Here is a 24206-nt window from a genome sequence, read left to right as displayed (position 1 = left end):
CGGCGGCCGAAGGGCAGTATGGCGAAGAAACCGGCCGCGCCATAGCCGGAGAATGCACGGCGGGGCGATATGCCCCGCCGGCCTATGCGATCAGTTCAGGCTGGCGCGCTTCATGAAGACGCCGGCCTTCATGATCAGCGGGATATGCCGGCCCTGGCGGGTCAAGAGCGAGAGGTCCTTCAGCGGGTCGCCGTCGACGACGATCAGGTCGGCATGGGCGCCGGCCGCGACAGTGCCGATCAGGCCTTCCATCTTCAGGAGCTTGGCCGCGACATGGGTCGCCGAGGCGATGACCTCATGGGCCGGTAGGGCGCGGCCGCGGATCACGAACTCCTCTGACTGGTACTTGTGCATCTCGCCGAGCAGGTCGCTGCCATAGGCCATGGTCAGGCCGGCCTTCTTCATGATCGCGAGCGATTCCATGCCGGCCGAGCGCACGACATCGACCTTGGCGACCGAATCCGGCGGGAAGCCGAGCTTCGGCCCGTCCGAGACCAGCTTGTCATAGGTCACCAGCGTCGGCACCGCGACAGCGCCCTTGCTGGCCGCGAGCTTCGCCGTCTCGGCCTTGATCAGGTTGCAATGCTCGAGCGAATGCACGCCGGCCTCGACGCAGCGGCGGATGGCGTCGTCGGTATAGACATGGGCCGAGACATAGGTGCCGGCCATCCGGGCTTCCTCGACCACGGCCTCCAGCTCGCTCACCGAGAAGCCGAGGAAATGGATCGGGTCGGTCGGCGAGGCGCAGCCGCCATTGGCCATGATCTTGATGAAGTCGGCGCCACCCTTCAATTCCTCGCGTGCGGCGCGGCGGACCTGATCGACGCCGTCGCAGATGCGGCCGAGCGCGCCCAGGCGATGGCGCTCGATCACGCTCGGGCGGTCGTCGTAGCGGCCGCGGAAATCGGCATGGCCGCCGGTCTGGCTCAGCGCCTTGCCGGAGATGACGAGGCGCGGCGTCGGGAAATCGCCTTCCTCGGTCGCCTGCTTCAGGCCGAAATCGGCGCCGCCGACATCGCGCACCGTGGTGAAGCCGCGCATCAGCATCGCCCGCATGATCCCGAAGGAGCGGGCGGTGACCAGCGAATCCGGCAGGCGGGAATTCGCGCCGAGATCGGCGAGGCAGGCGATGACATGGACATGGGCGTCGATCAGGCCGGGCATCAGCGTCTTGCCCTTGAGATCGATGACCTTGGCCTTGGCCGAGGTCACCGACTTGCCGACCTCGCGGATGGTGCCGCCCTCGACGAGGACGCTGACGGGTGCGCCCGCTTCCGGCGCCGAGCCGTCGACGATGCGGGCATTGGTGAAGAGGGTGGAAGCCACGGGCGTGTTCCTTCGGGAAGGCTCAAGGGAGGAAATCAGGCGGCTTTGTTGGCAGCACGCGCGGCGAGGAAGCCGGGTACCAGCAGCGGCGCGAGGCGCTCGACCGGCGCGACATGCTCTTCGCGGTAATGGTGCTCGGGCGCGAGCAGGTTGATCGTGCCGACCACCTTGCCGTCATAGATCGCGGGGATGTTGATGACGGAGCCGAGCCCCATGCTTTCGATCAGTTCATGATCGAAGAAGGCCCAGCGGATGCCGGCCTTGTCCTTGCCGAGATAGGGCTGGCGGCCGTCCAGCACATGCTTGCCCCAGGGCGTCGGGCCCATCGTCTTGCGGCCGGAGACCGGGTACTCGGTCGGCCGGTTGGAAAAGATGCGCGCGACCTCCTGCCCGTCGACATAGAGCAGCGTGAACAGCTCGTGGCCGACGAGGCGGCGGGTGATGTCCTCGAAGGCCTTGAAGACCGTATCGGGCTGGCCGGGCTCCTTGATGAGCGCGGAGAGGGTGGCGAGATCGTCGGACATGGGCAGGCCTTCTTTGCTTCAGGCGGTCGTCGGGGGAGCCGGCGCCTTCGGGATGCGCTCGGGCAGGATGCCCTGCGGCTTGAGATGCAGGACGAGGATGAGGGCGATGCCGATCAGCATCTCGCGCGTGGCGGCGAGCTGGACCGGCTGGAGGCCGGGCACCCATTCGGTGATGAAGCGCGTCGCCTCCAGGAAGATCACGACCAGATAGGCGCCGAGCACGGCGCCGCTCGGGCGCCCGACGCCGCCGGCGGTGACGGCGAGGAAGATGTAGATCGTGATCAGCGGCTGGAAATGGTCCGGCGAGACATAGGACTGGAAATGCGCGTAGAGCGCGCCCGCCAGCGCCGCGATCGCCGCTGAGAGCGCGAAGGCCTGGAGCTTGAAGCGTAAGACCGGCTTGCCGGCGAAGGCCGCGAGCTGCTGGTCTTCGCGGATCGCCTTCAGCGCACGTCCATAGGGCGAGGCGTCGAGCCGGCGCAGCAGCGCCCAGACGATGACCAGCACAAGCGTGGCGAGGCCGAGATAGAACCAGGCGAAGTTCTGTGTGCCGAGCTCGGCCTTGAGCGGCGCCTTGATGCCGGAGATGCCGTCCGAGCCATTGGTCAGCCAGCGCTCGTTGAGCGCGACGAGGCGGATCACCTCTGCGAAACCGAGCGTGACGATGGCGAGATAGTCGTCGCGCAAGCGTAGCGTCGCGAAGGTGACGACGAGCCCGACCGCCGCGCCCACCACGAGCGCCGCCCCCCAGCCGATCAGAACCGGCGCGCCCGCTCCGGTCGCCAGCGCCGAAGCGTAGGCGCCGACCGCGAAGAAGCCGGCGAGGCCGAGATTGACGAGGCCGGCGCTGCCCCAGATCAGGTTCAGGCTGAGCGCCAGCAGGCCGTAGATGGCGCAGAGCGTCAGGGTGAAGATCAGATAGGACAGCATCAGGCGGCCCTTTCCCCGAGGAGGCCGCGCGGCCGGAAGGTCAGCATCAGCAGGATCGCGACGAAGCCGACGCCGGTGCGGTAGGTCGCGGGCACGACGAGCAGTGCCAGCTCCTCCGCGATGCCGAGCATCAGCGCGCCGGCGACTGCGCCGGGGATCGAGCCGAGCCCGCCGAGCACGGCGGCGGCGAAGACCGAGAGCAGCACGCGATAACCGGTCAGCGGGTCGATCGAGGTGTCCAATCCGATCAGCACGCCGCCGACGCCGGTCAGCCCGGCGCCCAAAAAGAGCGTGACGATCGCGATCTTCGCGGGATCGATGCCCTTGAGCCGGGCGAGGTCGGGATTGTCGGCGACGGCGCGCATCGCCTTGCCGAAGCGGGTATAGCGCAGGAACAGGAACATCGCGGCCATGATCGCGACGGCCAGCAGAAGGCTCTGGAGCTGCTGCGGGCCGATGCGCAGGTCGCCGAAGCGCATGTCGCGCGCGATCGGCAGGTCGTAGCCGCGCATCTCGTTGCCGAAGATGAAGCGGACGACGTTCTCCAGCACGAGATTGAGCGCGATCGAGGCGATGGCCACGATCAGCGCGCCGTTGCCGCGCAGGCGCTTCAGCGAGGTTTCCTCGGCGACGACCCCGACGAAGCCGGTCACCGCGAAGGCGACGACGAGCGCGGCCGGTATCGGCAGCCCCATCGCGGCATTCGCCCACCAGGCGGCAAAGGCGCCGATGGTGGCATAGGCCGCGATGGCGAAGTTCGGATAGCGCAGCACCGCGAAGATGGCGGAGAAGCCGATGGCCGGGACGGCGATCAGCGTCCCGGTCATCACCCCGTTGATGAGCGCCTGCAGGAGCTGGCTCACGCGATCTTCACCAGCGTCAGCTTGCCGCCTTGAACCTGCTCGTAGCGGAACTGGCAATCGGCGATGTCGCCGGTCTCGGTGAAGTCGCAGGGGCCGCTGGCGCCGTCGTAATCGACCGGCTGCTTGGCGGCGATCGCCTTGAGCCCGTCGATGGCGTTGTCGACCTTGGCTCCGCCCTGCGCCTGGCTGACCTTGCGGACCGCATCCTTGATCGCGGTGCCCGACGTGTCGCCGGCGATGGCGATCGCCATCAGGATCAGGTTGATCTGGTCGTAGACCTGGGTGGTGTAGGGATCGGGCGAGGCGACGCCGATCATCTTGACCAGCCTTGCATAGGCCTTGGATCCCTCGGCCGGCGAGGGCGCGATGGTGAAGGTCTTGTCGACCACCTCGGCCGGCACACTCTCGACCAGCTTCTGGTTGACCGCATAGCCGAAGGCGACCTTCAGCCCCGTATAGCCGGCGCGATAGGCGTCCTTCAGCATGACGGCGGTATCGGGCGTGTAGCCGCCGAAGATGATCGCGTCGGGCTTGAAGCGCAGCACCTCGTCGATCTCGCTGCGATAGGCCGGCTTCTTGTCGTCATAGATCAGCGAGCCGGTCTCGCCGCCGGCTTTCTTCACGGCCTCGGTGATGTTGTCGAACTGGCTCTTGGCGAAAGGCGTCTGCGGCGAGAGGAAGAAGACGCGCTTGGCCTTCTCGGCGAGGCAGAACTCGCCGAACTTGCGGCCCTGCAGCGTCGTGTTCGGCTGGGTGCGGATCAGGTAGCCCTGATGCGGCAATTGCGTGATCGAATCGGCGCCCGAGACGGTGGCGAGGAAGGTCTTCGATTCCCAGCACAGCGGCGCGACGGCGGTGGTGACGGCCGAGGACCAGGTGCCGAGGATGGCCGAGACCTTGTCGACATCGATCAGCTTGCGGGCGGCGCGCACGCCGGCTTCCGGGCTGGTCTGGTCGTCTTCCGAAATCAGCTCGATCTTGCGGCCGAGCACGCCGCCGGCGGCATTGACCTCGTCGACGACGGCCTTGACCGCCTTGACCATGACCGGGCCATAGGGACCGCCGGCGCCGGTGAGAGGCGTCAGCGTGCCGATCTTGATCGGGGCGCCCTGGGCGAGCACGCGGCCGGGCAGGGCGGAGAGGCCGGCAAGCGCGGCGGCGCCTGCCAGAAGCGTGCGGCGGTCGGTCGTGAACTCGGTCATGATGTTCCCCTGTTGTCTTGTTGGTTTGATGTCGTGTCGGCGTCGTCCTAGCCGCCGAGGAAGAGCCGGCGGATTTCGGGATCGGTGGCGAGCGCGGGGCCCGCGCCCTCGCGGCTGTTGCGGCCGGAAACCAGCACATAGCCGCGCGTCGAGATCTGCAGAGCTTCGAGCGCATGCTGCTCGACCATCAGGATGGGCAGGCCGCCCTTGTTGAGGGCGACGATCGCGTCGAACAGCTCGTCGGCGGCTTTGGGCGAGAGCCCCGCCGTCGGCTCGTCGAGCAGCAGCAGGGCAGGGGCGTTCATCAGCCCCATCGCCATGGCGAGGATCTGGCGCTGGCCGCCTGAGAGCGTGCGCGCCAGCGCCTTGCGCTTCTCCGCCAGCATCGGATAGCGCGCATAGAGCTCCTCAGCGCGCGCGCCGACCTTGCCCGGCTCCTGGAAGCCGCTGATCTCAAGATTCTCGGCGACCGTCATTGCGCCGAACACGTTGCGCTCCTGCGGCACGAAGCCGATGCCGGCCTTTGCCCGGCCGAGTGCATTCTCGCGGGTGACGTCGCCGCCCTTGAGCCTGATCGTGCCGTCGCGCGCCTGGACGAGGCCTGCGATGGTCTTGAGCAATGTCGACTTGCCGGCGCCGTTCGGGCCGATGATCGAGACGATCTCGCCGGGTGCCACCGTGAGCGAGGTGCCCTTCAGGATCTGCTCGGCCGCGCCGTAGCCCGCGACGACGCCGTCGACGGCGAGCAATTCGCCTTGTGCCGCGCTCAATGACGCCTCCCGAGATAGGCTTCCTGCACGCGGGTGTCGGTGGCGACCTCGTCGAACGTGCCCTGTGTCAGCGTCTTGCCCTCGGCCATGACGATGACGGGCGCGCAGAGCTTCCTGATCAGCCCCATGTCGTGCTCGATCAGGCAGATGGTCAGCCCGTCGTTGTTGAGCGCGACGAGATGCGCGGCGATCTGCTCGGTCAGGCTCGGATTGACGCCGGCCATCGGCTCGTCGAGCAGCAGCAGCTTCGGCTCGGCCATCAGCGCACGGCCGATCTCGACCAGCTTCTTCTGGCCGCCGGAGAGCGCGGTCACGGGGTTGTCCAGCACATGGTCGAGCTTCAATCGACGGGCGATGCCGAAAGCGCGCTCGGACAGCTCGGCCTCGCGCCGCTTGGCCCCGCCCGTGCCGATCAGACCGGCCAGCAGGCCCTCGCCCGGCTGGCCGGCGCCGTAGAGCATCAGGTGCTGGAAGACGCTGAGCTTGGGAAAGCCGCGCGCGAGCTGGAAGGAGCGCACCAGCCCCGCCGCGACGAGCTTCTCCGGCGGCATCCCGGCCGTTTCCGTCGTGCCGAGCCGGACCGAGCCGGCCTGCGGCCGGTAGAGCCCGGAGACCGCATTGAACAGGGTCGACTTGCCGGCTCCGTTCGGCCCGATCAGCCCGGTGAATGAGCCCTGCGGCACCGCGAAATCGACGCCGCGCAATACCTGCACGCCGTAGAAGCCGAGCTTCAGCCCCTGGATGGTCAATGCAGCCGTCATGCCGTCGCCGTCTTGCGTCGGCCGGATTGGGCAGCCGCGGGTTTCATCGGGAAATGCTGCCGGACCTGCTGCTTCCAGAAGCCGAGCAGGCCCTCGTAATAGGCCGGATCGTTCGGCCGCAGCACGGTCTGGCTGATCATGCCGCGCACCAGGCACATCGTCGCGTTCATCACGGTGCGGGTATGGTCGGGGTCGGTGCCGGCGCGGGCCGCGAGCGCGGTCCAGACCGCGTCGAGCCCGGCATGGAATTCCTTGACCGTCGGAATGAGATCGGCGCGGAAGGCCGGGTTGTGGCGGGCCTCCGGCAGATATTCCATCGTCACGTAGAACAGCCGGTCGTCCATCATCCGCCAGGCATAGTCGACGATCTCGTCGCTGGAGCCGCCGCGCGCCATGAAATCCTCCGCGAAACGGTGCAGGTCGCGCGCAGCCTTGCCGAGCATGTCGGCGACGGAAGCGCTGATGATCGCCTCGCGCCCGGCAAAATGATGGGTCAAAGCCCCGCGGGAGACCCCGGCCATGCGGGCGATCTCCGGGGTGGTGGTGCGGGCCAGCCCCTGGTCGTGCAGCAGGTCGATGGTCGCGTTCATCAGCCGCGCGGATGTCTCCGCGCTGCGCTCCTTCTGCGACCGTCGCTTGCCGGTGCTGCTCATGCCGGTCTCGCTCCCCTGACGATGAGGAAACGGTGCGGGCTCACTTACAAACAGTCAAGCCTGTTTTTTGAAAGCTGAGAGAGTGTCCTGAATGCGGGACCTGTCGTGACTTTCAAAGGAGCGGGCATCCCGGGCGGAGCGCAGCGGATCGTCGTCATGGTCGGGCTTGTCCCGGCCATCCACGTCTTCATTGATGCCGTGCGGCGTCCAAGACGTGGATGCTCGCCACAAGGGCGAGCATGACGTGAGCTGGAACCGCGCCTTCGCGGAAAGATCCTACCAGGGCCGCCGCGGCCCGGTGTCGATATGGATCAGGCCGTTCCAATAGACATGATGGCCGCCGACCTCGGGCATGGCGCGCACCCATTCCAGCACGGCGCGGGGCCTGACGCCGGGGACGCGGAAATCCATCGCCTGGCAGCCCTTGTGATAGGAGCCGCGCCGGGCGCGCCAGGGCGGCCGCCAGGTCGAGGTCACCTTAACCGCCCCGTACTTGTCGGCGATCTTGCCGAGAATCTGCTTCAGTTCCTGCGGCAGGCAGGCGGTCGAGGTGCCCGGATCGGTCGAGATGCCCGGTCGCTCCGCCCGCTCGTTCGGATCGAATTCCGGTTCCGCGCCGGCCTTCTGGCCCGGCGTCAGCTTCGGCCATTCGACGCCCTCGTCGTCGTCCGGCTCGCCGGGACTGGGCGGTGACGCGGGAGCCGCCGGCGTCTCCGATCCCTTTGTCACCGCAGGTGTCTCTTCGGAGAAGGCCAGCGCGGGCGTATCGGGGGCGGAGGCGCGCGGCGTCGGCGGCGGTACCACGATCGGCGGCAGCTTCGGCGTGCCTTCGAGATCGAGGTCGAACGGGCGCTGAGGCGGCAGCGGCGCGCGCATCGGCTCGCCGTCCTGAGCGCGGGCAACGGCCGTCGAGAGCAGCAGGGCGAGCGCCGGCATGGCCAGAACCCGCGGAAGGCCGGCGCGGGTCATCGTGCCGTCATGCGTCCGGATTCAGCTGGCAAGGAGGAGGGGCGAGGGGCACGAAACATCGCAGGCCTTTCGGGGAGAGCGCTCGCACAGCCGGCAACGATTCGGCAGGGTGAACGGATGATTGCCGTTCCCGCATGCCGAAAGCAGGCGGTTTTGTCGGATTTTCGCCACTGCTCTGCAGGGCGATGGCGGGACGTGGCCGGATTTTGCCGCATTCTGCGCTGGGTTCAACCCGGATACGGCGATTGTGCGGCGCGGCGGAGTCTTGCTTCATTCTAATCGAGGGTCTAAGCGACTGGGACAGCGCGCCGCCCCACGGCCGTCTGAAGTGAGTTCGACCATGCAAGCTGCCACGGTGCCTTCCATCCTGAGCGACTACCTGCCTCTGGTGCTGTTCATCGGCGTCTCGGCGGTCATCGGCCTGGCCCTGCTCATCGCGCCCTTCGCGATCGCCTATTCGAAGCCGGACGCGGAAAAGCTCTCGGCCTATGAATGCGGCTTCAACGCCTTCGACGATGCGCGCATGAAGTTCGATGTCCGGTTCTACCTGGTCGCGATTCTCTTCATCATCTTCGATCTGGAGGTCGCGTTCCTGTTTCCCTGGGCCGTCGCCTTCGGCGGGCTCGGCTGGTATGGCTTCTGGTCGATGATGATCTTTCTCGGCGTGCTCACCGTGGGTTTCATCTACGAGTGGCGCAAGGGCGCGCTGGAGTGGGACTAACTGTCGGGTAGAAAAACGGTTTTCTGCTTCTTACCTGACAGTCTGAAAGTTCACGAGGATTAGCTTATGGCAGTCACAGCGATCGATCGCGGCAACCCGCTGGTCGCGCCGGCTCCGAAGGGCCTTCTGGGTCCGGACGGCAAGCCGGTAGGGACGCGTGATCCGTTCTTCGTCGAGATCAACAACGAGCTGGCCGACAAGGGCTTCCTCGTCACCGCCACGGACGACCTGATCAACTGGGCCCGCACGGGCTCGCTGATGTGGATGACCTTCGGCCTGGCCTGCTGCGCCGTCGAGATGATGCAGCTCTCGATGCCGCGCTACGACGTCGAGCGCTTCGGCTTCGCGCCGCGCGCCTCTCCGCGCCAGTCCGACGTGATGATCGTCGCGGGCACGCTGACCAACAAGATGGCTCCCGCTCTGCGCAAGGTCTACGACCAGATGCCGGAGCCGCGCTACGTCATCTCGATGGGCTCCTGCGCCAATGGCGGCGGCTACTACCACTACAGCTACTCGGTGGTGCGCGGCTGCGACCGCATCGTCCCGATCGACATCTATGTCCCGGGCTGCCCGCCGACGGCAGAGGCGCTGCTTTACGGCGTCCTGCTGCTGCAGAAGAAGATCCGCCGCACCGGCACGATCGAGCGCTGAGCGTTCTTTCGGTCGATGCTGCAGGCGATGAAGGTGAGACGATGAGCGAAGCGCTCGTACAACTCGGCGAAGAGATCAAGGCCGCGCTGCCCGGCGCGGTGACGGAGGCGGTCGTCGCCTTCGAGGAGCTCACGATCCATGCCGAGGCGGCTTCGATCGTCGCGGTCCTGCGCACACTCTACAGCGATCCGCGCTTCCGCTTCGTGAACTTCACCGACCTCGCCGGCGCCGACTATCCCGGCCGCGAGAAGCGCTTCGACGTCGTCTACCATCTGCTGGCGCCGCATCATAACCGCCGCATTCGCGTCAAGGTCCAGACCGACGAGGCGACGCCCGTCCCCTCCGTGATCGAGGTCTTCCCGGCGGCGAACTGGTTCGAGCGCGAGGCCTACGACTTCTACGGCATCCTGTTCTCGGGCCATCCGGACCTGCGCCGCATCCTCACCGATTACGGTTTTGAGGGTTATCCGCTGCGCAAGGACTTCCCGCTGACCGGCTTCGTCGAGGTCCGCTACGACGACGAGCAGAAGCGCGTCGTCTACGAGCCGGTGAAGCTCAACCAGGAATTCCGCAACTTCGATTTCCTCTCGCCGTGGGAAGGCACGGATTACGTGCTGCCGGGCGACGAGAAGGCGAAGGGGGCGTGATGACGGCTGCGGCGGAAAAACTCTCCGGCGGTTGTCTCTGCGGTTCCATCCGCTTCACGGCGACGCCCAAGAACGATGAGATGGATGTCTGCCATTGCGGCATGTGCCGGAAATGGAGCGGCGGCGTCTTCATGGCCGTGTCCTGTGGCGACGTGGCGATCGAGGACGACAGCCAGCTCGGCAGCTACGTCTCGTCCGAATGGGCGATGCGGCAGTTCTGCCGGAATTGCGGCTCGAGCCTGTTCTGGCGCCTGCGCGAAGGCGAGGGCCATGTCGCCGTGGCCTTCCAGAGCTTCGACGACACCGGATCGTTCAAGTTCCTCGAAGAGATCTTCATCGATGAAAAGCCGGCGCTTTATGCCTTCGCCGGCGAGCGCCCGCGGCTGACGGGTGCCGAAGTGATGGCGCGCTTCCAGGCGCAGCAGGAAGGCCGGTCATGACCGAGCACAATATCCGCAATTTCTCGATCAATTTCGGCCCGCAGCATCCGGCCGCGCACGGCGTGCTGCGCCTCGTGCTGGAGCTCGACGGCGAGATCGTCGAGCGCGTCGATCCCCATATCGGCTTGCTTCATCGTGGCACCGAGAAGCTGATCGAGGCCAAGACCTATCTCCAGGCTGTGCCCTATTTCGACCGGCTCGACTATGTCGCGCCGATGAACCAGGAGCATGCCTTTGCGCTCGCGGTCGAGCGCCTCGTCGGCGTGACCGTGCCGCGCCGCGGCCAGCTCATCCGCGTGCTTTATTCCGAGATCGGCCGCATCCTCTCGCATCTGCTCAACGTCACCACGCAGGCGATGGACGTCGGCGCCCTCACGCCCCCGCTCTGGGGCTTCGAGGAGCGCGAGAAGCTGATGATCTTCTACGAGCGGGCCTGCGGCGCGCGCATGCATGCGGCCTATGTCCGGCCCGGCGGCGTGCATCAGGACATCCCGGTCTCGCTGATCCACGACATCGCCGAGTGGTGCGATCCCTTCCTCAAGGTCTGCGACGACCTCGAAGGGCTGCTCAGCGACAACCGCATCTTCAAGCAGCGCAACGTCGATATCGGTGTGGTCGATCTCGAGGCCTGCTGGAAATGGGGCTTCTCGGGCGTGATGGTGCGCGGCTCCGGCGCGCCTTGGGACCTTCGCAAGTCGCAGCCCTACGAGTGCTACGAGGAGATGGAATTCGACATCCCCGTCGGCAAGAACGGCGACTGCTTCGACCGCTATCACATCCGCATGGAAGAGATGCGCCAGTCGGTGCGCATCATGAAGCAGTGCTGCGACAAGCTGCTGGCGCCTGATGGCGGCGGCCCGGTTTCCTCGCTTGACGGCAAGATGGTTCCGCCCAAGCGCGGCGAGATGAAGCGCTCGATGGAAGCGCTGATCCACCACTTCAAGCTCTATACCGAGGGCTACAAGGTGCCGGCCGGCGAGGTCTATGCCGCCGTCGAGGCGCCGAAGGGCGAGTTCGGCGTCTATCTGGTCTCGGACGGCACCAACAAGCCTTATCGCTGCAAGATCAAGGCCCCGGGCTTCGCCCATCTCCAGGCCATGGATTTCATGTGCCGCAAGCACATGCTCGCCGACGTCTCCGCGATCCTCGGCTCCCTCGATATCGTCTTTGGTGAGGTGGACCGCTGATGTCCGTCCGTCGTCTCGCGCCCGATCCCATCCAGCCTGCCTCCTTCGCCTTCACCGCGGCGAACGAGAACTGGATCGACCAGCAGATCGCCAAGTACCCCGAAGGCCGCCAGGCTTCCGCCGTCATCCCGCTTCTGTGGAAGGCGCAGGAGCAGGAAGGCTGGGTCTCGCGCGCCGTGATCGAGACCGTCGCGAAGCGCTTAGGAATGGCGCCGATGCGCGTGCTGGAGGTCGCGACCTTCTACACGATGTTCAACCTGCAGCCGGTCGGCGAGTTCTTCGTCCAGCTCTGCGGCACGACGCCCTGCGCGCTGCGCGGTGCGGAAGCGCTGAAGAAGGTCTGCGAGGACGTCATCGGCCCGCAATCGACCGTGACCGCCGACGGCAAGCTGTCCTGGCTCGAAGTCGAGTGCCTGGGGGCCTGCTGCAACGCCCCGATGGCGCAGATCAATGTCGATTACTACGAGGACCTGACGCCGGCTTCCTTCCGCCAGCTTCTCGACGACATGCGCAATGGCCGCGCCACCAAGCCCGGCCCGCAGAACGGCCGCACCGGCTCCGAGCCGGAAGGCGGCCCGCAGACGCTGACCGACAAGGCGCTCTATGACGGCTCGATGATCGGCGCCGGCGACTGGCAGAAGCGCGTCGTCGAGCAGCGCAAGGCTGCCGCCGAGGCCGCCGCCGCCAAGGCCGCCGCCGAGGCTGAGGCCAAGAAAGCTGCTGAAGCCGAGGCCAAGAAGGCCGAGGCGACCCCGGCCGCCGTCGCTGCCAAGCCTGCGACCGAGACGGCCGCTGCCGGCCGTCCGAAGCCCTCTGCTCCCGCCCAGCCTTCGAGCGCCGCGAACGATACGCCGGCCGCCAAGGGCAAGGTCGAGAAGAAGGATGTCGCCGAGGCTGCCAAGCCTGCTGCTGCGGCCAAGCCCGCTGCTGTGGCGAAGCCTGTTGCTGTGGCGAAGCCTGCGCCGGCGCCGGCTGCAACTGACGAGAGCAAGCCCGAATTGCTGACCGCTGCCCGCGGCGGCAAAGGCGACGATCTCGAACTGATCTGGGGCGTCGGGCCGAAGCTGGCTAAGATGCTCAACGAGATGGGGGTCTGGCATTACGACCAGATCGCCAAATGGACACCGGCGGAGCTCGCCTGGGTCGATGCGCGGCTGACCGGCTTCAAGGGCCGGGCGCTGCGTGACGACTGGATTGCTCAGTCGAAGAAGCTCGCGACGGGTTGGCGCCCGGAGTCGAAGCTTGGCGACAAGCCGGCAGAGTGAGGCACTAGGACATGCTCGCAGATCGCGATCGCATCTTCACCAATCTCTACGGCCTGCATGACCGTACCCTGAAGGGTGCGATCCAGCGCGGCGCTTGGGATGGCACCAAGTTCATCCTGGAGCAGGGCCGGGACTGGATCATCGACGAGATGAAGAAGTCCGGCCTGCGTGGCCGCGGCGGCGCCGGCTTCCCGACCGGGCTGAAATGGTCGTTCATGCCCAAGGTCAGCGACGGGCGCCCGCACTATCTCGTCGTCAACGCCGACGAGTCGGAGCCGGGCACCTGCAAGGATCGCGAGATCATGCGCAACGACCCGCACACGCTGGTCGAGGGCTGCCTGATCGCCTCCTTCGCCATGGGCGCGCACGCAGCCTATATCTACATCCGCGGTGAATATATCCGCGAGCGCGAGGCGCTGCAGCGCGCCGTCGACGAGGCCTATGCCGCCAAGTTGATCGGCAAGGACAACGTCCACGGCTATCCCTTTGATCTCTATGTGCATCACGGCGCCGGCGCCTATATCTGCGGCGAGGAGACGGCGCTGCTGGAGAGCCTCGAAGGCAAGAAGGGCATGCCGCGGCTGAAGCCGCCATTCCCCGCCAATATGGGCCTCTATGGCTGCCCGACCACGGTGAACAACGTCGAGTCGATCGCGGTCGCGCCGACCATCCTGCGCCGCGGCGCGAGCTGGTTCTCCTCGCTCGGCACGCCGAACAATGTCGGCACCAAGGTGTTCTGCATTTCCGGCCACGTGAACAAGCCCTGCAACGTCGAGGAGGCGATGGGCATCCCGTTCCGTGAGCTGATCGAGAAGCATTGCGGCGGCATCCGCGGCGGCTGGGACAATCTCAAGGCGGTCATCCCCGGCGGCTCTTCGGTCCGCATGGTCCCGGCCGAGCAGATCATCGACACGCCGATGGATTTCGACTCGCTCTCGAAGCTGCGCTCCGGCCTCGGCACGGCGGCGGTCATCGTGATGGACAAGTCGACCGACATCGTCCGCGCCATCGCCCGCATCAGCCATTTCTACAAGCACGAGAGCTGCGGCCAGTGCACGCCCTGCCGCGAAGGCACGGGCTGGATGTGGCGCGTCATGGAGCGCATGGCCGAGGGCCGCGCCCAGAAGCGCGAGATCGACATGCTGCTCGACGTCACCAAGCAGATCGAGGGCCACACCATCTGCGCGCTCGGCGACGCAGCCGCCTGGCCGATCCAGGGCCTGATCGCGCATTTCCGTCACGAGATCGAGCAGCGCATCGACGACTATGCCGCCAATCCGCACAGCGAGCCTGTGCGCCTGATGGCGGCGGAGTGAGACCATGACGAAACTCCTCATCGACGGCGTCGAGGTCGACGTACCCGCCGAGTACACGGTTCTCCAGGCCTGCGAGGCGGCTGGCGCCGAGGTGCCGCGCTTCTGCTTCCACGAGCGCCTCTCGATCGCCGGCAACTGCCGCATGTGCCTCGTCGAGGTGAAGGGTGGCCCGCCGAAGCCGCAGGCTTCCTGCGCCATCGGCGTGCGCGATCTGCGCCCCGGCCCGAACGGCGAGCCGCCGGTCGTCCTGACCAAGTCGCCGATGGTCAAGAAGGCCCGCGAAGGGGTGATGGAGTTCCTGCTCATCAACCATCCGCTCGACTGCCCGATCTGCGACCAGGGCGGCGAGTGCGACCTGCAGGACCAGGCGATGGCCTATGGCGTCGACACCTCCCGCTATGCCGAGAACAAGCGCGCGGTCGAGGACAAGTATATCGGCCCGCTGGTCAAGACCTCGATGACGCGCTGCATCCAGTGCACGCGCTGCGTCCGCTTCACCACCGAGGTCGCCGGCGCCTCCGACCTCGGCGCCATCGGCCGCGGCGAGGACATGGAGATCACGACCTATCTCGAGCAGGCGATGTCGTCGGAGCTGCAGGGCAACGTCGTCGATCTCTGCCCGGTCGGCGCGCTGACCTCGAAGCCCTACCAGAACAAGGCCCGGCCCTGGGAGCTCTCCAAGACCGAGAGCATCGACGTGATGGACGCCGTCGGCTCGGCCATCCGTGTCGACTCGCGCGGCAAGGAAGTGATGCGCATCCTGCCCCGCCTCAACGAGGCGGTGAACGAGGAGTGGATCTCCGACAAGACCCGCCATGTCGCCGACGGCCTGCGCACGCAGCGTCTCGACCGGCCCTATATCCGCGAGAACGGCCGCCTGCGCCCCGCGAGCTGGAACGAGGCTTTCGCCGCCATCGCCAACAAGGTGAAGGCGACGGCGCCTGAGAAGATCGGCGCCATCGCCGGCGATCTCGCCGCGGTCGAGGAGATGTTCGCGCTGAAGAGCCTGATCGCCTCGCTCGGCTCCGCCAATCTCGACGCCCGCCAGGACGGCACGAAGCTGCATCCCAAGTTCGGCCGCGCCTCCTACGTCCTCAACGCCGGCATCGCCGGCATCGAGGATGCGACCTCGCTGCTGATCATCGGCTCGAACCCGCGCCGCGAGGCGCCGATCCTGAACGCCCGCATCCGCAAGCGCTGGCTGCGTGGCGATCTCAAGGTCTCCGTCATCGGCGACAAGGCGGACCTGACCTACGCTTACGATTATCTCGGCGCCGGCCCGGAAACGCTGGCCGAAATCGTCAAGTCGGCCAAGGCCACTGGGGCCAAGCCGATGGTGTTGGTCGGGCAGGGCGCTCTCGCCCGCGCCGACGGCGAGGCCGTGCTCTCGCTCGCCGCCAAGGCGGCGCAGGCGCTCGGCGCCGTCGCTGAAGGCTGGAACGGCTTCGGCGTGATCCACACCGCCGCCGCCCGCGTCGGCGCGCTCGATCTCGGCTTCGTGCCGGGCGAGGGTGGTCTGGACGCCGCCGCGATGGTCAAGCCTGGCGCGCTCGACGTGCTCTTCCTGCTCGGCGCCGACGAGATCGAGGTGCCGGAAGGCGCCTTCGTCGTCTACCAGGGCACGCATGGCGACAAGGGCGCTCACCGCGCCGACGTCATCCTGCCGGGCGCGGCCTATACCGAGAAGTCCGGCACCTATGTGAACACGGAAGGTCGTGTGCAGATGGGCGACCGCGCCACCTTCCCGCCGGGCGATGCCCGCGAGGACTGGGCGATCCTGCGCGCGCTCTCAGGAGCTCTCGGCAAGACACTGCCCTTCGACTCGCTCGCCGGCCTGCGCAAGGCGCTCTACGAGGCGCACCCGCATTTCGCGGCGCTCGACGGCCTCCCAGTCAACGACGCCTCGGAGATCGGCAAGCTCGCCGGCCTCGGCGGCAAGACCGACAAGGCGGGTTTTTCGCCCGTCGTCGCCGATTTCTATCAGACCAACCCGATCGCGCGTGCCTCCGCCATCATGGCGGAATGCTCGGCGCTGGCCTCCGGCCGGCATCAGCAGGCGGCGGAGTAAGCGGCCATGAACTGGGACCTCGTCCTCGATATCGCGATCATCCTCGGCAAGAGCCTGCTGCTGCTGGTCTGCCTGCTGGTCTTCATCGCCTATATCCTGCTGGCCGACCGCAAGGTCTGGGCGGCGGTGCAGCTCCGCCGCGGCCCGAACGTGGTCGGACCCTGGGGCCTGTTCCAAAGCTTCGCGGACCTGATCAAGTTCGCGCTCAAGGAGCCGATCATCCCATCGGGCGCCAACAAGGGCATCTTCCTGCTGGCGCCGTTTATCTCCTGCCTCCTGGCGCTCGGCGCCTGGGCGGTGATCCCGGTGGCGGAAGGCTGGGCGATCGCCGACATCAATGTCGGCGTGCTCTACATCCTCGCGATCTCCTCGCTCGGCGTCTACGGCATCATCATGGCCGGCTGGGCCTCGAACTCGAAGTATCCGTTCATGAGCGCGCTGCGCTCGGCGGCGCAGATGGTGTCCTACGAGGTCTCGATCGGTTTCGTCATCATCACCGTGCTGCTCTGCGTCGGCTCGCTGAACCTCTCGGCCGTGGTCGAGGCTCAAGCGAACCGCGGCTTGGCGCATGCGCTCGGCGTGCCGTGGCTCTCGATCCTGAACTGGTACTTCATCCCGCTCTTCCCGATGTTCGTGGTCTTCTTCATCTCGGCGCTGGCCGAGACGAACCGGCCGCCCTTCGATCTGGCCGAGGCGGAATCCGAGCTCGTGGCGGGCTTCATGGTCGAGTATTCCTCGACGCCGTACCTGCTGTTCATGCTCGGCGAATACGTGGCGATCATGACCATGTGCTCGCTGACCACGATCCTCTTCCTCGGTGGCTGGGCGCCGCCGGTCGCGCTGCCGCCCTTCACCTGGCTGCCCGGCGTGTTCTGGTTCGCGCTCAAGGTCTGCTTCGTGTTCTTCATGTTCGCGCTGGTGAAGGCCTTCGTGCCGCGCTACCGCTACGATCAGTTGATGCGCCTGGGCTGGAAGGTCTTTCTGCCGCTCTCCATCGGTAGCGTGGTGATCGTGGCGCTGGTGCTGCAATTGACCGGCTGGGGCCCGGTCGCGGGATGAGTTGGGCCGGCCCGCTCGGTGCCCTGATCGGCTTCGGGCTCGGCCTGCTGGAATACCGGCTGATGTCGGCGGTGGTGATCGGGGCGCTCCGGCGCACGGATCACTCGGAGACCGAGGCCGAGAGAGCTGACTACGAGCGCCGCATCCGCATCCTGCGGGCGGTGCTGGTTGTGATGACGATCGGCTTGATGCCGGTTCTGGGTTTCGTGATCGGTCGGACGGTGTTCGGCTGAGGATGTAAAGGACGAAGGCGATGTCACTCGCGCAAGCCGCAAGGGGCCTGCTGCTGAAGGAGTTCGTCGGGGCTATCGGCCTGTCGATGCGCTATTTCTTCAAGCCGAAGGCGACGCTGAACTACCCGTTCGAGAAGGGCCAGCTCTCGCCGCGCTTCCGTGGCGAGCACGCGCTGCGCCGCTATCCGAACGGCGAGGAGCGCTGCATCGCCTGCAAGCTCTGTGAGGCGATCTGCCCGGCGCAGGCCATCACCATCGAGGCCGGCCCGCGCCGCAACGACGGCACGCGCCGCACCACCCGTTACGACATCGACATGACCAAATGCATCTACTGCGGCTTCTGCCAGGAAGCCTGCCCGGTCGATGCCATCGTCGAGGGGCCGAATTTCGAGTTCGCGACCGAGACCCGCGAGGAGCTGTTCTACGACAAGGACAAGCTGCTCGCGAACGGCGCGCGCTGGGAACGCGAGATCGCGCGCAACATCGCGATGGATGCGCCCTATCGGTGATCGACCGACCTCCGGCGTCGTCCCGCGATGATGCCGAAGGGTGCGATTGAGTTCACAGACCCGCCGTGCGGTTGTCCCGCCCGGCGGGCCTGATTATAGACGCTCCAAATTGCTGCGGGCCTTCTGAGTCCCGGAGCACGAACCAAACGAGGACCGCGCCGAAAAGGGGCGGGAAGGGCTGGCCGAGATGAATGCCGCAGCGGCTTTCTTCTATCTCTTCGCAGGGGTGACCGTGGCATCCGCCTTCATGGTGGTGACCTCGCGCAATCCCGTGCATTCGGTGCTCTACCTGATCCTGGCCTTCGTCAACGCGGCCGGGCTCTTCATGCTGCTCGGCGCCGAGTTCCTCGCGATGCTGCTGGTCGTCGTCTATGTCGGCGCGGTCGCGGTGCTCTTCCTCTTCGTGGTGATGATGCTCGACGTCGATTTCGCCGAGTTCCGCCAGGGCTTCCTGAATTACCTGCCGATCGGCGCGCTGATCGGCTTCATCTTCGCCGTCGAGCTGCTGCTGGTCGTCGGCGCCTGGGTCATCGATCCGCAGATCGTCAAGGCGCCGGTCGCCGCGATCCCGGCGGGCATCTCGAACACCGAGGCGCTCGGCCGCGTGCTCTACACCCAGTATGTCTACTACTTCCAGGCGGCCGGCCTCGTGCTGCTCGTCGCCATGATCGGCGCGATCGTGCTGACGCTGCGCGACCGCCCCGGCATCAAGCGCCAGCACGTCCCGACGCAGAACGCCCGCACCAAGGACGCGGCGATGGCGGTCAAGCAGGTGCCTTCGCGCGCCGGCGTTCCCGAGGAGATGGCGTGATGACGATCGGACTGGGCCATTATCTCGCCGTCAGCGCCATCCTCTTCACGCTCGGCGTGCTCGGCATCTTCATCAACCGCAAGAACGTCATCGTCATCCTGATGTCGGTCGAGCTCATCCTGCTCTCGGTCAACATCAACTTCGTCGCCTTCTCGAGCTTCCTGAACGACATCGTCGGCCAGGTTTTCGCGCTGCTCGTGCTCACGGTGGCGGCGGCTGAGGCCGCGATCGGTCTCGCCATTCTCGTCGTCTACTTCCGCAACCGCGGCACGATCGCGGTGGAAGACATCAACATGATGAAAGGCTGAGCGCACCCACGCGCCTGGACCTCACTGCCATGTATCACGCGATCGTCTTCCTCCCTCTCATCGGCTTCCTGATCGCCGGCCTCTTCGGCCGGCTGATCGGCGCGCGCGGCTCCGAGATCGTCACGACCTCGCTGCTGATGGTCTCCGCCGCCCTGTCCTGGGTCGCGCTCACCCAGGTCGGCTTCGGCTCCGGCACGACCCGCGTGCAGGTCGCGAGCTGGATCTCCTCCGGCGAATTGCAGGTCGACTGGGCCTTCCGCGTGGACACGCTGACGGCGGTGATGCTGGTCGTGGTCAACACGGTCTCCAGCCTCGTGCACCTCTACTCGATCGGCTACATGCACGAGGACGAGCACCGCTCGCGCTTCTTCGCCTATCTCTCGCTCTTCACCTTCGCGATGCTGATGCTGGTGACGGCCGACAACCTCGTCCAGATGTTCTTCGGCTGGGAGGGCGTCGGCTTGGCTTCCTATCTGCTGATCGGCTTCTGGTATCAGAAGCCCTCGGCCAATGCGGCTGCGATGAAGGCCTTCATCGTCAATCGCGTCGGCGATTTCGGCTTCCTGCTCGGCATCTTCCTGATCTTCGTGCTCTTCGGTGCCGTCACCTTCGACGCCATCTTCCCGCGCGCCGGCGAGATGGTGAGCCAGAGCTTCCGCTTCCTCGGCTATGACTGGAACGCGCTGACCCTGACCTGCCTGCTGCTCTTCATGGGCGCGATGGGCAAGTCGGCGCAGTTCCTGCTGCACACCTGGCTGCCGGACGCGATGGAAGGCCCGACCCCGGTTTCGGCCCTCATCCATGCCGCGACGATGGTCACGGCCGGCGTGTTCATGGTGGCGCGGCTGTCGCCGGTGTTCGAGTACGCCCCCGTTGCGCTCACCGTCGTCGTCGTCATCGGCGCGACCACGGCCTTCTTCGCGGCGACGGTCGGCCTCGTGCAGAACGACATCAAGCGCGTCATCGCCTATTCGACCTGCTCGCAGCTCGGCTACATGTTCGTCGCGCTCGGCGTCGGCAACTATGGCGCCGGCATCTTCCACCTCTTCACCCACGCCTTCTTCAAGGCGCTGCTCTTCTTGGGTGCCGGCTCGGTCATCCACGCGATGCATCACGAGCAGGACATGCGCCACATGGGCGGCCTCCGGAAGCACATCCCCCTGACTGCCGCCGCCATGACGATCGGCACGCTGGCGCTGACCGGCTTCCCGGGCTTTGCCGGCTACTTCTCCAAGGATGCGGTCATCGAGAGCGCCTACGCCTCGGTGGCGCATGGCGGCCTCGCCTCGTCCTATGCCTTCGTGCTGCTGGTCGTCGCGGCCGGCATGACCTCGTTCTACTCCTGGCGGCTCTATTTCATGACCTTCGAGGGCGCCCCGCGCTGGGGCCATGGTCACGACGCGCATGCTCACGGCCATGACGATCACGCCCATGCCGCTGATGGGCACGACGATCACGGCCACGGCCATGACCACACGCCGCATGAGAGCCCCTGGACGATGCTGGTTCCGCTCGCCGTGCTCTCGCTCGGCGCGATCGTGGCCGGCTACGCCTTCAAGGAAGCCTTCATCGGCCACGACTTCGAGCATTTCTGGAAGTCGGCGCTGTTCATGGGCAAGGACAACCACATCCTGCACGCCATGCACGAAGTGCCGAAATGGGTCGTCTGGTCGCCCTTCGTGGCGATGGTGATCGGCTTCGCACTGGCCTGGTACATGTACGTCCGTCGGCCCGAGATCCCGGGCAAGCTGGCGGCCGCCAACCCGGCGCTCTACCAGTTCCTGCTCAACAAGTGGTACTTCGACGAGCTCTACGACTTCCTGTTCGTCAGGCCCGCGAAGTGGCTCGGCCGCTTCCTCTGGAAGAAGGGCGATGGCCTCGTCATCGACGGCTTCGGCCCGGACGGCGTCTCGGCCCGCGTGGTCGACGTCACCAATCGGGTGGTCCGGCTTCAGACCGGCTATCTCTATCACTATGCCTTCGCCATGCTCATCGGTGTCGCTGGGCTCGTGACCTGGTATCTCGTGGCGCGCGGGTGAGATGATGTTCGGTTTCGGTATCCTCACCGGTCTCCTGATCCTGCCGCTGGTCGGCGCTGCCTTCATCCTGGTGCAGCGTGGCGACGAGGCTTCGGTCAACTCCAATGCGCGCTGGGCGGCGCTCGTCACGACGGTGCTCACCTTTGTGCTGGCCTGCGTCGCCTGGGGGCGCTTCGACACGGCCAATCCCGGCTTCCAGCTTGTCGAGACCCATGGCTGGGTTTCGGAGTCCATCAAGTTCAAGCTCGGCGTCGACGGCTTCTCCTTCCCCTTCATCGTGCTGACGGCCTTCCTGATGCCGTTCTGCATCCTCGCCTCCTGGACCTCGGTCGAGAAGCGGGTGCGCGAATACATGATCGCGTTCCTCGTCCTGGAAGCGCTGATGATCGGCGTCTTCGCGGCGCTCGACCTCGTGCTGTTCTACCTGTTCTTCGAGGCTGGCCTGATCCCGATGTTCCTGATCATCGGCATCTGGGGCGGCAAGCGGCGCGTCTACGCCTCCTACAAGTTCTTCCTCTACACGCTGCTCGGCTCGGTGCTGATGCTGCTGGCGGTGATGGCGATGTACTGGAACGCCGGCACCACCGACATCCCGACACTGCTGGCGCACAAGTTCCCGTCGCAGATGCAGCCCTGGCTGTGGCTCGCCTTCTTCGCCTCCTTCGCGGTGAAGATGCCGATGTGGCCGGTCCATACCTGGCTGCCCGACGCCCACGTCGAGGCGCCGACCGCCGGCTCCGTCGTTCTGGCGGCGATCCTGCTGAAGATGGGCGGCTACGGCTTCATCCGTTTCTCGATCCCGATGTTCCCGGAAGCCTCGGCCCTGTTCGCGCCGCTGGTCTTCGCCCTCTCGGTCATCGCCATCGTCTACACCTCGCTGGTGGCGCTGATGCAGGAGGACATGAAGAAGCTGATCGCCTATTCCTCGGTCGCCCATATGGGCTTCGTGACGATGGGCCTGTTCACCCTGACGCCGCAGGGCATCCAGGGCGCGATGTACCAGATGGTCAGCCACGGGCTGGTCTCGGGCGCGCTCTTCCTCTGCGTCGGCGTGATCTACGACCGCATGCACACCCGCGAGATCGCCGCCTATGGCGGGCTCGTGAACCGCATGCCGGCCTATGCCGTCGTCTTCATGATCTTCACGATGGCCAATGTCGGCCTGCCCGGCACCTCGGGCTTCGTCGGCGAGTTCCTGACGCTGCTCGGCGCCTTCCGCGCCAACCCCTGGGTGGCTTTCATCGCGACGTCGGGCGTCATCCTCTCGGCTGCCTACGCGCTCTGGCTCTACCGCCGCGTCGTCTTCGGCGAGCTGGTCAAGCCGGAGCTGAAGGACATCAAGGACCTGAACCCGCGTGAATTCGTGATCCTGGTCCCGCTCGTCCTGCTGACAATCTGGTACGGCATCCAGCCGCACACGATCCTCGACGCCTTCGCGGCGCCGACCGAAGCGCTCATCAAGAACTATCAGGCAGCCCTCGCCGTCGCCAAGACGGCGCTGGCGGCCGCGCAGTAAGGTCTCGTCATGGCTCTGCCCGCTCTCGGCCCGGCCCTGCCGGAAATCATCCTCGCCCTCGGCGCCATCACGATGGTGCTGGTCGGTGCGATCCAGGGCGAGCGCGCCACGCGCCTGCTCGAAGGGCTGGCGCTCGCGCTGCTCGCGGTCGCGCTGGTGATGGTTGTCTCAGGCAGCGGCAAGATGCTGACCTTCAACGATGGCTTCATCGTCGACGGCTTTGCCCGCTTCATGAAGGTGCTGACGCTCATCGGCGCCGGCGCCTCCATCCTGCTTTCGGCCGATACGCTGCGGCGCCAGGGCACGATGCGTTTCGAATTCCCGATCCTGGTCGTGCTCGCGACGATCGGCATGATGATGATGATCTCGGCGAACGATCTCATCAGCCTCTATGTCGGCCTCGAGCTGCAGTCGCTGGCGCTCTATGTCGTCGCCGCATTCGACCGCGACAACGCGAAATCGACCGAAGCCGGCCTGAAGTATTTCGTGCTCGGCGCGCTCTCCTCCGGAATGCTGCTCTATGGCGGCTCGCTGGTTTACGGCTTCACCGGCACCGTCACCTTCCCGGGCATCGCCGCGGCGACGGCGGGCGGCCATGCCGGCATCGGCCTGATCTTCGGCATCGTCTTCATCGCCGCCGGTGTCGCCTTCAAGATCTCGGCTGTGCCGTTCCACATGTGGACGCCGGACGTCTACGAGGGCGCGCCCACCCCGGTCGCGGCCTTCTTCGCCTCGGCGCCCAAGATGGCCGCCATGGCGATGGTGATCCGCGTCTTCATCGGCGCCTTCCCGGGCGCGATCCATGACTGGCGCCAGATCATCGTCTTCATCTCGATCGCCTCGATGGCGCTCGGCGCCTTCGCCGCGATCGGCCAGCGCAACATCAAGCGCCTGCTCGCCTACTCCTCGATCGCCAACATGGGCTACGCGCTGGTCGGCCTCGCCGCCGGCACGGCCGAGGGCGTGCAGGGCGTGATGACCTATATGGCGATCTATCTCGCCACGACGCTTGCCGCCTTCGCCTGTGTGCTGATGATGCGCCGCGACGGCAAGCTGGTCGAGGACATCTCGGAACTCGCCGGCCTGTCCCGCACCAATGGCTGGATGGCGTTCGCGATGTCGATGATGATGTTCTCGCTTGCCGGCATCCCGCCGCTCGCGGGCTTCTGGGCGAAGTGGTACGTCTTCCTCGCCGCGATCAATGCGAAGCTCTATGTGCTCGCCGTCATCGGCGTGCTGACCAGCGTGGTCGGCGCCTATTACTACCTGCGCCTCGTCAAGGTGATGTATTTCGACGAGCCGAAGCCGGCCTTCGAGACGTCCGATCTCGGCGTTCGCGCGGTGCTGCTGGTCTCGGCGGTCTTCGTGCTGGTGCTCTCGCTGGTGCCGGCGCCGCTCTTCGACTCGGCGGCGGCTGCGGCCAAGTCGCTGTTTTGAT

General features: G+C 66.3%; 25 protein-coding genes. 16 read left to right on the top strand and 9 right to left on the bottom strand.

Going from position 1 to position 24206, the window contains the following annotated elements; translation table 11 throughout:
* Positions 1-90: 90 nt before the first annotated feature.
* The 9 genes from AC1RLU_RS06745 to AC1RLU_RS06705 form a co-directional block, all read right to left on the bottom strand.
* Positions 91-1326 carry a metal-dependent hydrolase family protein gene (locus AC1RLU_RS06745; protein WP_492794616.1) on the bottom strand — a complete coding sequence of 412 codons (1236 nt, stop codon included), beginning with the start codon at positions 1324-1326 and terminating at the stop codon, positions 91-93.
* 35 nt (positions 1327-1361) lie between these two features.
* Entirely contained in the window at positions 1362-1850 is a 489-nt protein-coding gene (locus tag AC1RLU_RS06740; RefSeq protein WP_061968186.1) for a GAF domain-containing protein, read from the bottom strand.
* Between the two features lie 18 nt (positions 1851-1868).
* On the bottom strand, positions 1869-2780 hold the full coding sequence (locus AC1RLU_RS06735) for a branched-chain amino acid ABC transporter permease (RefSeq protein WP_492794615.1): 912 nt from the start codon (positions 2778-2780) through the stop codon (positions 1869-1871).
* On the bottom strand, positions 2780-3643 hold the full coding sequence (locus AC1RLU_RS06730; RefSeq protein ID WP_492794614.1) for a branched-chain amino acid ABC transporter permease: 864 nt from the start codon (positions 3641-3643) through the stop codon (positions 2780-2782). Before AC1RLU_RS06730 ends, AC1RLU_RS06735 begins: the two co-directional genes overlap by 1 nt.
* Positions 3640-4845, bottom strand: coding sequence for an ABC transporter substrate-binding protein (locus AC1RLU_RS06725; RefSeq protein WP_492794613.1), 1206 nt, complete (start codon positions 4843-4845; stop codon positions 3640-3642). Before AC1RLU_RS06725 ends, AC1RLU_RS06730 begins: the two co-directional genes overlap by 4 nt.
* 47 nt (positions 4846-4892) lie before the next feature.
* A complete protein-coding gene (locus tag AC1RLU_RS06720; protein WP_492794612.1) occupies positions 4893-5615 on the bottom strand; it encodes an ABC transporter ATP-binding protein in 723 nt (240 codons plus the stop codon).
* Positions 5612-6376 carry an ABC transporter ATP-binding protein gene (locus AC1RLU_RS06715; RefSeq protein ID WP_492794611.1) on the bottom strand — a complete coding sequence of 255 codons (765 nt, stop codon included), beginning with the start codon at positions 6374-6376 and terminating at the stop codon, positions 5612-5614. The genes AC1RLU_RS06720 and AC1RLU_RS06715 overlap by 4 nt, the downstream gene beginning before the upstream one ends.
* Positions 6373-7029: a TetR/AcrR family transcriptional regulator gene (locus AC1RLU_RS06710; RefSeq protein WP_492794609.1), complete on the bottom strand. Its 657-nt coding sequence runs from the start codon at positions 7027-7029 to the stop codon at positions 6373-6375. The genes AC1RLU_RS06715 and AC1RLU_RS06710 overlap by 4 nt, the downstream gene beginning before the upstream one ends.
* A 276-nt stretch (positions 7030-7305) precedes the next feature.
* Complete coding sequence (locus AC1RLU_RS06705) at positions 7306-7998, bottom strand: YcbK family protein (protein ID WP_492794607.1); 693 nt, start codon at positions 7996-7998, stop codon at positions 7306-7308.
* 340 nt (positions 7999-8338) lie between these two features.
* Between AC1RLU_RS06705 and AC1RLU_RS06700 the strand changes: the two genes are divergently transcribed.
* The 16 genes from AC1RLU_RS06700 (at position 8339) to nuoN (ending at position 24205) form a co-directional block, all read left to right on the top strand.
* The gene (locus tag AC1RLU_RS06700; RefSeq protein WP_061968175.1) at positions 8339-8719 is read left to right on the top strand and encodes an NADH-quinone oxidoreductase subunit A; all 381 of its coding nucleotides are present in this window, start codon (positions 8339-8341) and stop codon (positions 8717-8719) included.
* A 66-nt stretch (positions 8720-8785) separates the two neighbouring features.
* Positions 8786-9370, top strand: a complete 585-nt coding sequence (locus AC1RLU_RS06695) for a NuoB/complex I 20 kDa subunit family protein (protein ID WP_492794606.1) — start codon at positions 8786-8788, stop codon at positions 9368-9370.
* Positions 9371-9411: 41 nt separating this feature from the next.
* Positions 9412-10017 (top strand): NADH-quinone oxidoreductase subunit C, encoded by a 606-nt coding sequence (locus AC1RLU_RS06690; RefSeq protein WP_454032792.1) that lies wholly within the window; start codon positions 9412-9414, stop codon positions 10015-10017.
* Complete coding sequence (locus AC1RLU_RS06685) at positions 10017-10457, top strand: GFA family protein (RefSeq protein WP_492794603.1); 441 nt, start codon at positions 10017-10019, stop codon at positions 10455-10457. Before AC1RLU_RS06690 ends, AC1RLU_RS06685 begins: the two co-directional genes overlap by 1 nt.
* Positions 10454-11644: an NADH-quinone oxidoreductase subunit D gene (locus tag AC1RLU_RS06680; RefSeq protein ID WP_492794601.1), complete on the top strand. Its 1191-nt coding sequence runs from the start codon at positions 10454-10456 to the stop codon at positions 11642-11644. Before AC1RLU_RS06685 ends, AC1RLU_RS06680 begins: the two co-directional genes overlap by 4 nt.
* Entirely contained in the window at positions 11644-12909 is a 1266-nt protein-coding gene (nuoE, locus tag AC1RLU_RS06675; protein ID WP_492794599.1) for an NADH-quinone oxidoreductase subunit NuoE, read from the top strand. Before AC1RLU_RS06680 ends, nuoE begins: the two co-directional genes overlap by 1 nt.
* 11 nt (positions 12910-12920) lie before the next feature.
* Positions 12921-14225 (top strand): NADH-quinone oxidoreductase subunit NuoF, encoded by a 1305-nt coding sequence (gene nuoF / locus AC1RLU_RS06670; protein ID WP_492794598.1) that lies wholly within the window; start codon positions 12921-12923, stop codon positions 14223-14225.
* A gap of 4 nt (positions 14226-14229) precedes the next feature.
* Positions 14230-16293, top strand: coding sequence for an NADH-quinone oxidoreductase subunit NuoG (gene nuoG, locus AC1RLU_RS06665; protein ID WP_492794596.1), 2064 nt, complete (start codon positions 14230-14232; stop codon positions 16291-16293).
* Positions 16294-16299: 6 nt separating this feature from the next.
* Complete coding sequence (gene nuoH / locus AC1RLU_RS06660; RefSeq protein WP_113585010.1) at positions 16300-17352, top strand: NADH-quinone oxidoreductase subunit NuoH; 1053 nt, start codon at positions 16300-16302, stop codon at positions 17350-17352.
* Positions 17349-17585: a hypothetical protein gene (locus tag AC1RLU_RS06655; RefSeq protein WP_492794595.1), complete on the top strand. Its 237-nt coding sequence runs from the start codon at positions 17349-17351 to the stop codon at positions 17583-17585. The genes nuoH and AC1RLU_RS06655 overlap by 4 nt, the downstream gene beginning before the upstream one ends.
* A 20-nt stretch (positions 17586-17605) precedes the next feature.
* Positions 17606-18094: an NADH-quinone oxidoreductase subunit NuoI gene (gene nuoI / locus AC1RLU_RS06650; protein WP_038367698.1), complete on the top strand. Its 489-nt coding sequence runs from the start codon at positions 17606-17608 to the stop codon at positions 18092-18094.
* A 187-nt stretch (positions 18095-18281) separates the two neighbouring features.
* The gene (locus AC1RLU_RS06645; protein WP_047575213.1) at positions 18282-18905 is read left to right on the top strand and encodes an NADH-quinone oxidoreductase subunit J; all 624 of its coding nucleotides are present in this window, start codon (positions 18282-18284) and stop codon (positions 18903-18905) included.
* Positions 18905-19213, top strand: a complete 309-nt coding sequence (gene nuoK / locus AC1RLU_RS06640) for an NADH-quinone oxidoreductase subunit NuoK (RefSeq protein WP_047575211.1) — start codon at positions 18905-18907, stop codon at positions 19211-19213. Before AC1RLU_RS06645 ends, nuoK begins: the two co-directional genes overlap by 1 nt.
* Before the next feature lie 29 nt (positions 19214-19242).
* Entirely contained in the window at positions 19243-21252 is a 2010-nt protein-coding gene (nuoL, locus tag AC1RLU_RS06635; RefSeq protein ID WP_492794592.1) for an NADH-quinone oxidoreductase subunit L, read from the top strand.
* 4 nt (positions 21253-21256) lie between these two features.
* Positions 21257-22768, top strand: a complete 1512-nt coding sequence (locus AC1RLU_RS06630; protein ID WP_061968156.1) for an NADH-quinone oxidoreductase subunit M — start codon at positions 21257-21259, stop codon at positions 22766-22768.
* 9 nt (positions 22769-22777) lie between these two features.
* Positions 22778-24205 carry an NADH-quinone oxidoreductase subunit NuoN gene (gene nuoN, locus AC1RLU_RS06625; RefSeq protein WP_142115453.1) on the top strand — a complete coding sequence of 476 codons (1428 nt, stop codon included), beginning with the start codon at positions 22778-22780 and terminating at the stop codon, positions 24203-24205.
* Position 24206: the final 1 nt, after the last annotated feature.

It is taken from the genome of Allobosea sp. GW822-FHT05A11 (genome assembly GCF_058800455.1).
This window is presented reverse-complemented; position numbering and strand designations above follow the sequence as displayed.

What these genes read in the sequence shown, in the direction of transcription:
- nuoF (WP_492794598.1), top strand. Translation starts at nt 12,921, where the DNA reads ATGCTCGCAGATCGCGATCGCATCTTCACCAATCTCTACGGCCTGCAT.
- AC1RLU_RS06690 (WP_454032792.1), top strand. Translation starts at nt 9,412, where the DNA reads ATGAGCGAAGCGCTCGTACAACTCGGCGAAGAGATCAAGGCCGCGCTG.
- AC1RLU_RS06680 (WP_492794601.1), top strand. Translation starts at nt 10,454, where the DNA reads ATGACCGAGCACAATATCCGCAATTTCTCGATCAATTTCGGCCCGCAG.
- AC1RLU_RS06695 (WP_492794606.1), top strand. Translation starts at nt 8,786, where the DNA reads ATGGCAGTCACAGCGATCGATCGCGGCAACCCGCTGGTCGCGCCGGCT.
- AC1RLU_RS06715 (WP_492794611.1), bottom strand. Translation starts at nt 6,376, where the DNA reads ATGACGGCTGCATTGACCATCCAGGGGCTGAAGCTCGGCTTCTACGGC.
- AC1RLU_RS06685 (WP_492794603.1), top strand. Translation starts at nt 10,017, where the DNA reads ATGACGGCTGCGGCGGAAAAACTCTCCGGCGGTTGTCTCTGCGGTTCC.
- AC1RLU_RS06645 (WP_047575213.1), top strand. Translation starts at nt 18,282, where the DNA reads ATGAATGCCGCAGCGGCTTTCTTCTATCTCTTCGCAGGGGTGACCGTG.
- nuoH (WP_113585010.1), top strand. Translation starts at nt 16,300, where the DNA reads ATGAACTGGGACCTCGTCCTCGATATCGCGATCATCCTCGGCAAGAGC.
- nuoI (WP_038367698.1), top strand. Translation starts at nt 17,606, where the DNA reads ATGTCACTCGCGCAAGCCGCAAGGGGCCTGCTGCTGAAGGAGTTCGTC.
- AC1RLU_RS06655 (WP_492794595.1), top strand. Translation starts at nt 17,349, where the DNA reads ATGAGTTGGGCCGGCCCGCTCGGTGCCCTGATCGGCTTCGGGCTCGGC.
- nuoE (WP_492794599.1), top strand. Translation starts at nt 11,644, where the DNA reads ATGTCCGTCCGTCGTCTCGCGCCCGATCCCATCCAGCCTGCCTCCTTC.
- nuoL (WP_492794592.1), top strand. Translation starts at nt 19,243, where the DNA reads ATGTATCACGCGATCGTCTTCCTCCCTCTCATCGGCTTCCTGATCGCC.
- nuoN (WP_142115453.1), top strand. Translation starts at nt 22,778, where the DNA reads ATGGCTCTGCCCGCTCTCGGCCCGGCCCTGCCGGAAATCATCCTCGCC.
- AC1RLU_RS06705 (WP_492794607.1), bottom strand. Translation starts at nt 7,998, where the DNA reads ATGACCCGCGCCGGCCTTCCGCGGGTTCTGGCCATGCCGGCGCTCGCC.
- AC1RLU_RS06700 (WP_061968175.1), top strand. Translation starts at nt 8,339, where the DNA reads ATGCAAGCTGCCACGGTGCCTTCCATCCTGAGCGACTACCTGCCTCTG.
- AC1RLU_RS06740 (WP_061968186.1), bottom strand. Translation starts at nt 1,850, where the DNA reads ATGTCCGACGATCTCGCCACCCTCTCCGCGCTCATCAAGGAGCCCGGC.
- AC1RLU_RS06710 (WP_492794609.1), bottom strand. Translation starts at nt 7,029, where the DNA reads ATGAGCAGCACCGGCAAGCGACGGTCGCAGAAGGAGCGCAGCGCGGAG.
- nuoK (WP_047575211.1), top strand. Translation starts at nt 18,905, where the DNA reads ATGACGATCGGACTGGGCCATTATCTCGCCGTCAGCGCCATCCTCTTC.
- AC1RLU_RS06725 (WP_492794613.1), bottom strand. Translation starts at nt 4,845, where the DNA reads ATGACCGAGTTCACGACCGACCGCCGCACGCTTCTGGCAGGCGCCGCC.
- AC1RLU_RS06735 (WP_492794615.1), bottom strand. Translation starts at nt 2,780, where the DNA reads ATGCTGTCCTATCTGATCTTCACCCTGACGCTCTGCGCCATCTACGGC.
- AC1RLU_RS06630 (WP_061968156.1), top strand. Translation starts at nt 21,257, where the DNA reads ATGTTCGGTTTCGGTATCCTCACCGGTCTCCTGATCCTGCCGCTGGTC.
- nuoG (WP_492794596.1), top strand. Translation starts at nt 14,230, where the DNA reads ATGACGAAACTCCTCATCGACGGCGTCGAGGTCGACGTACCCGCCGAG.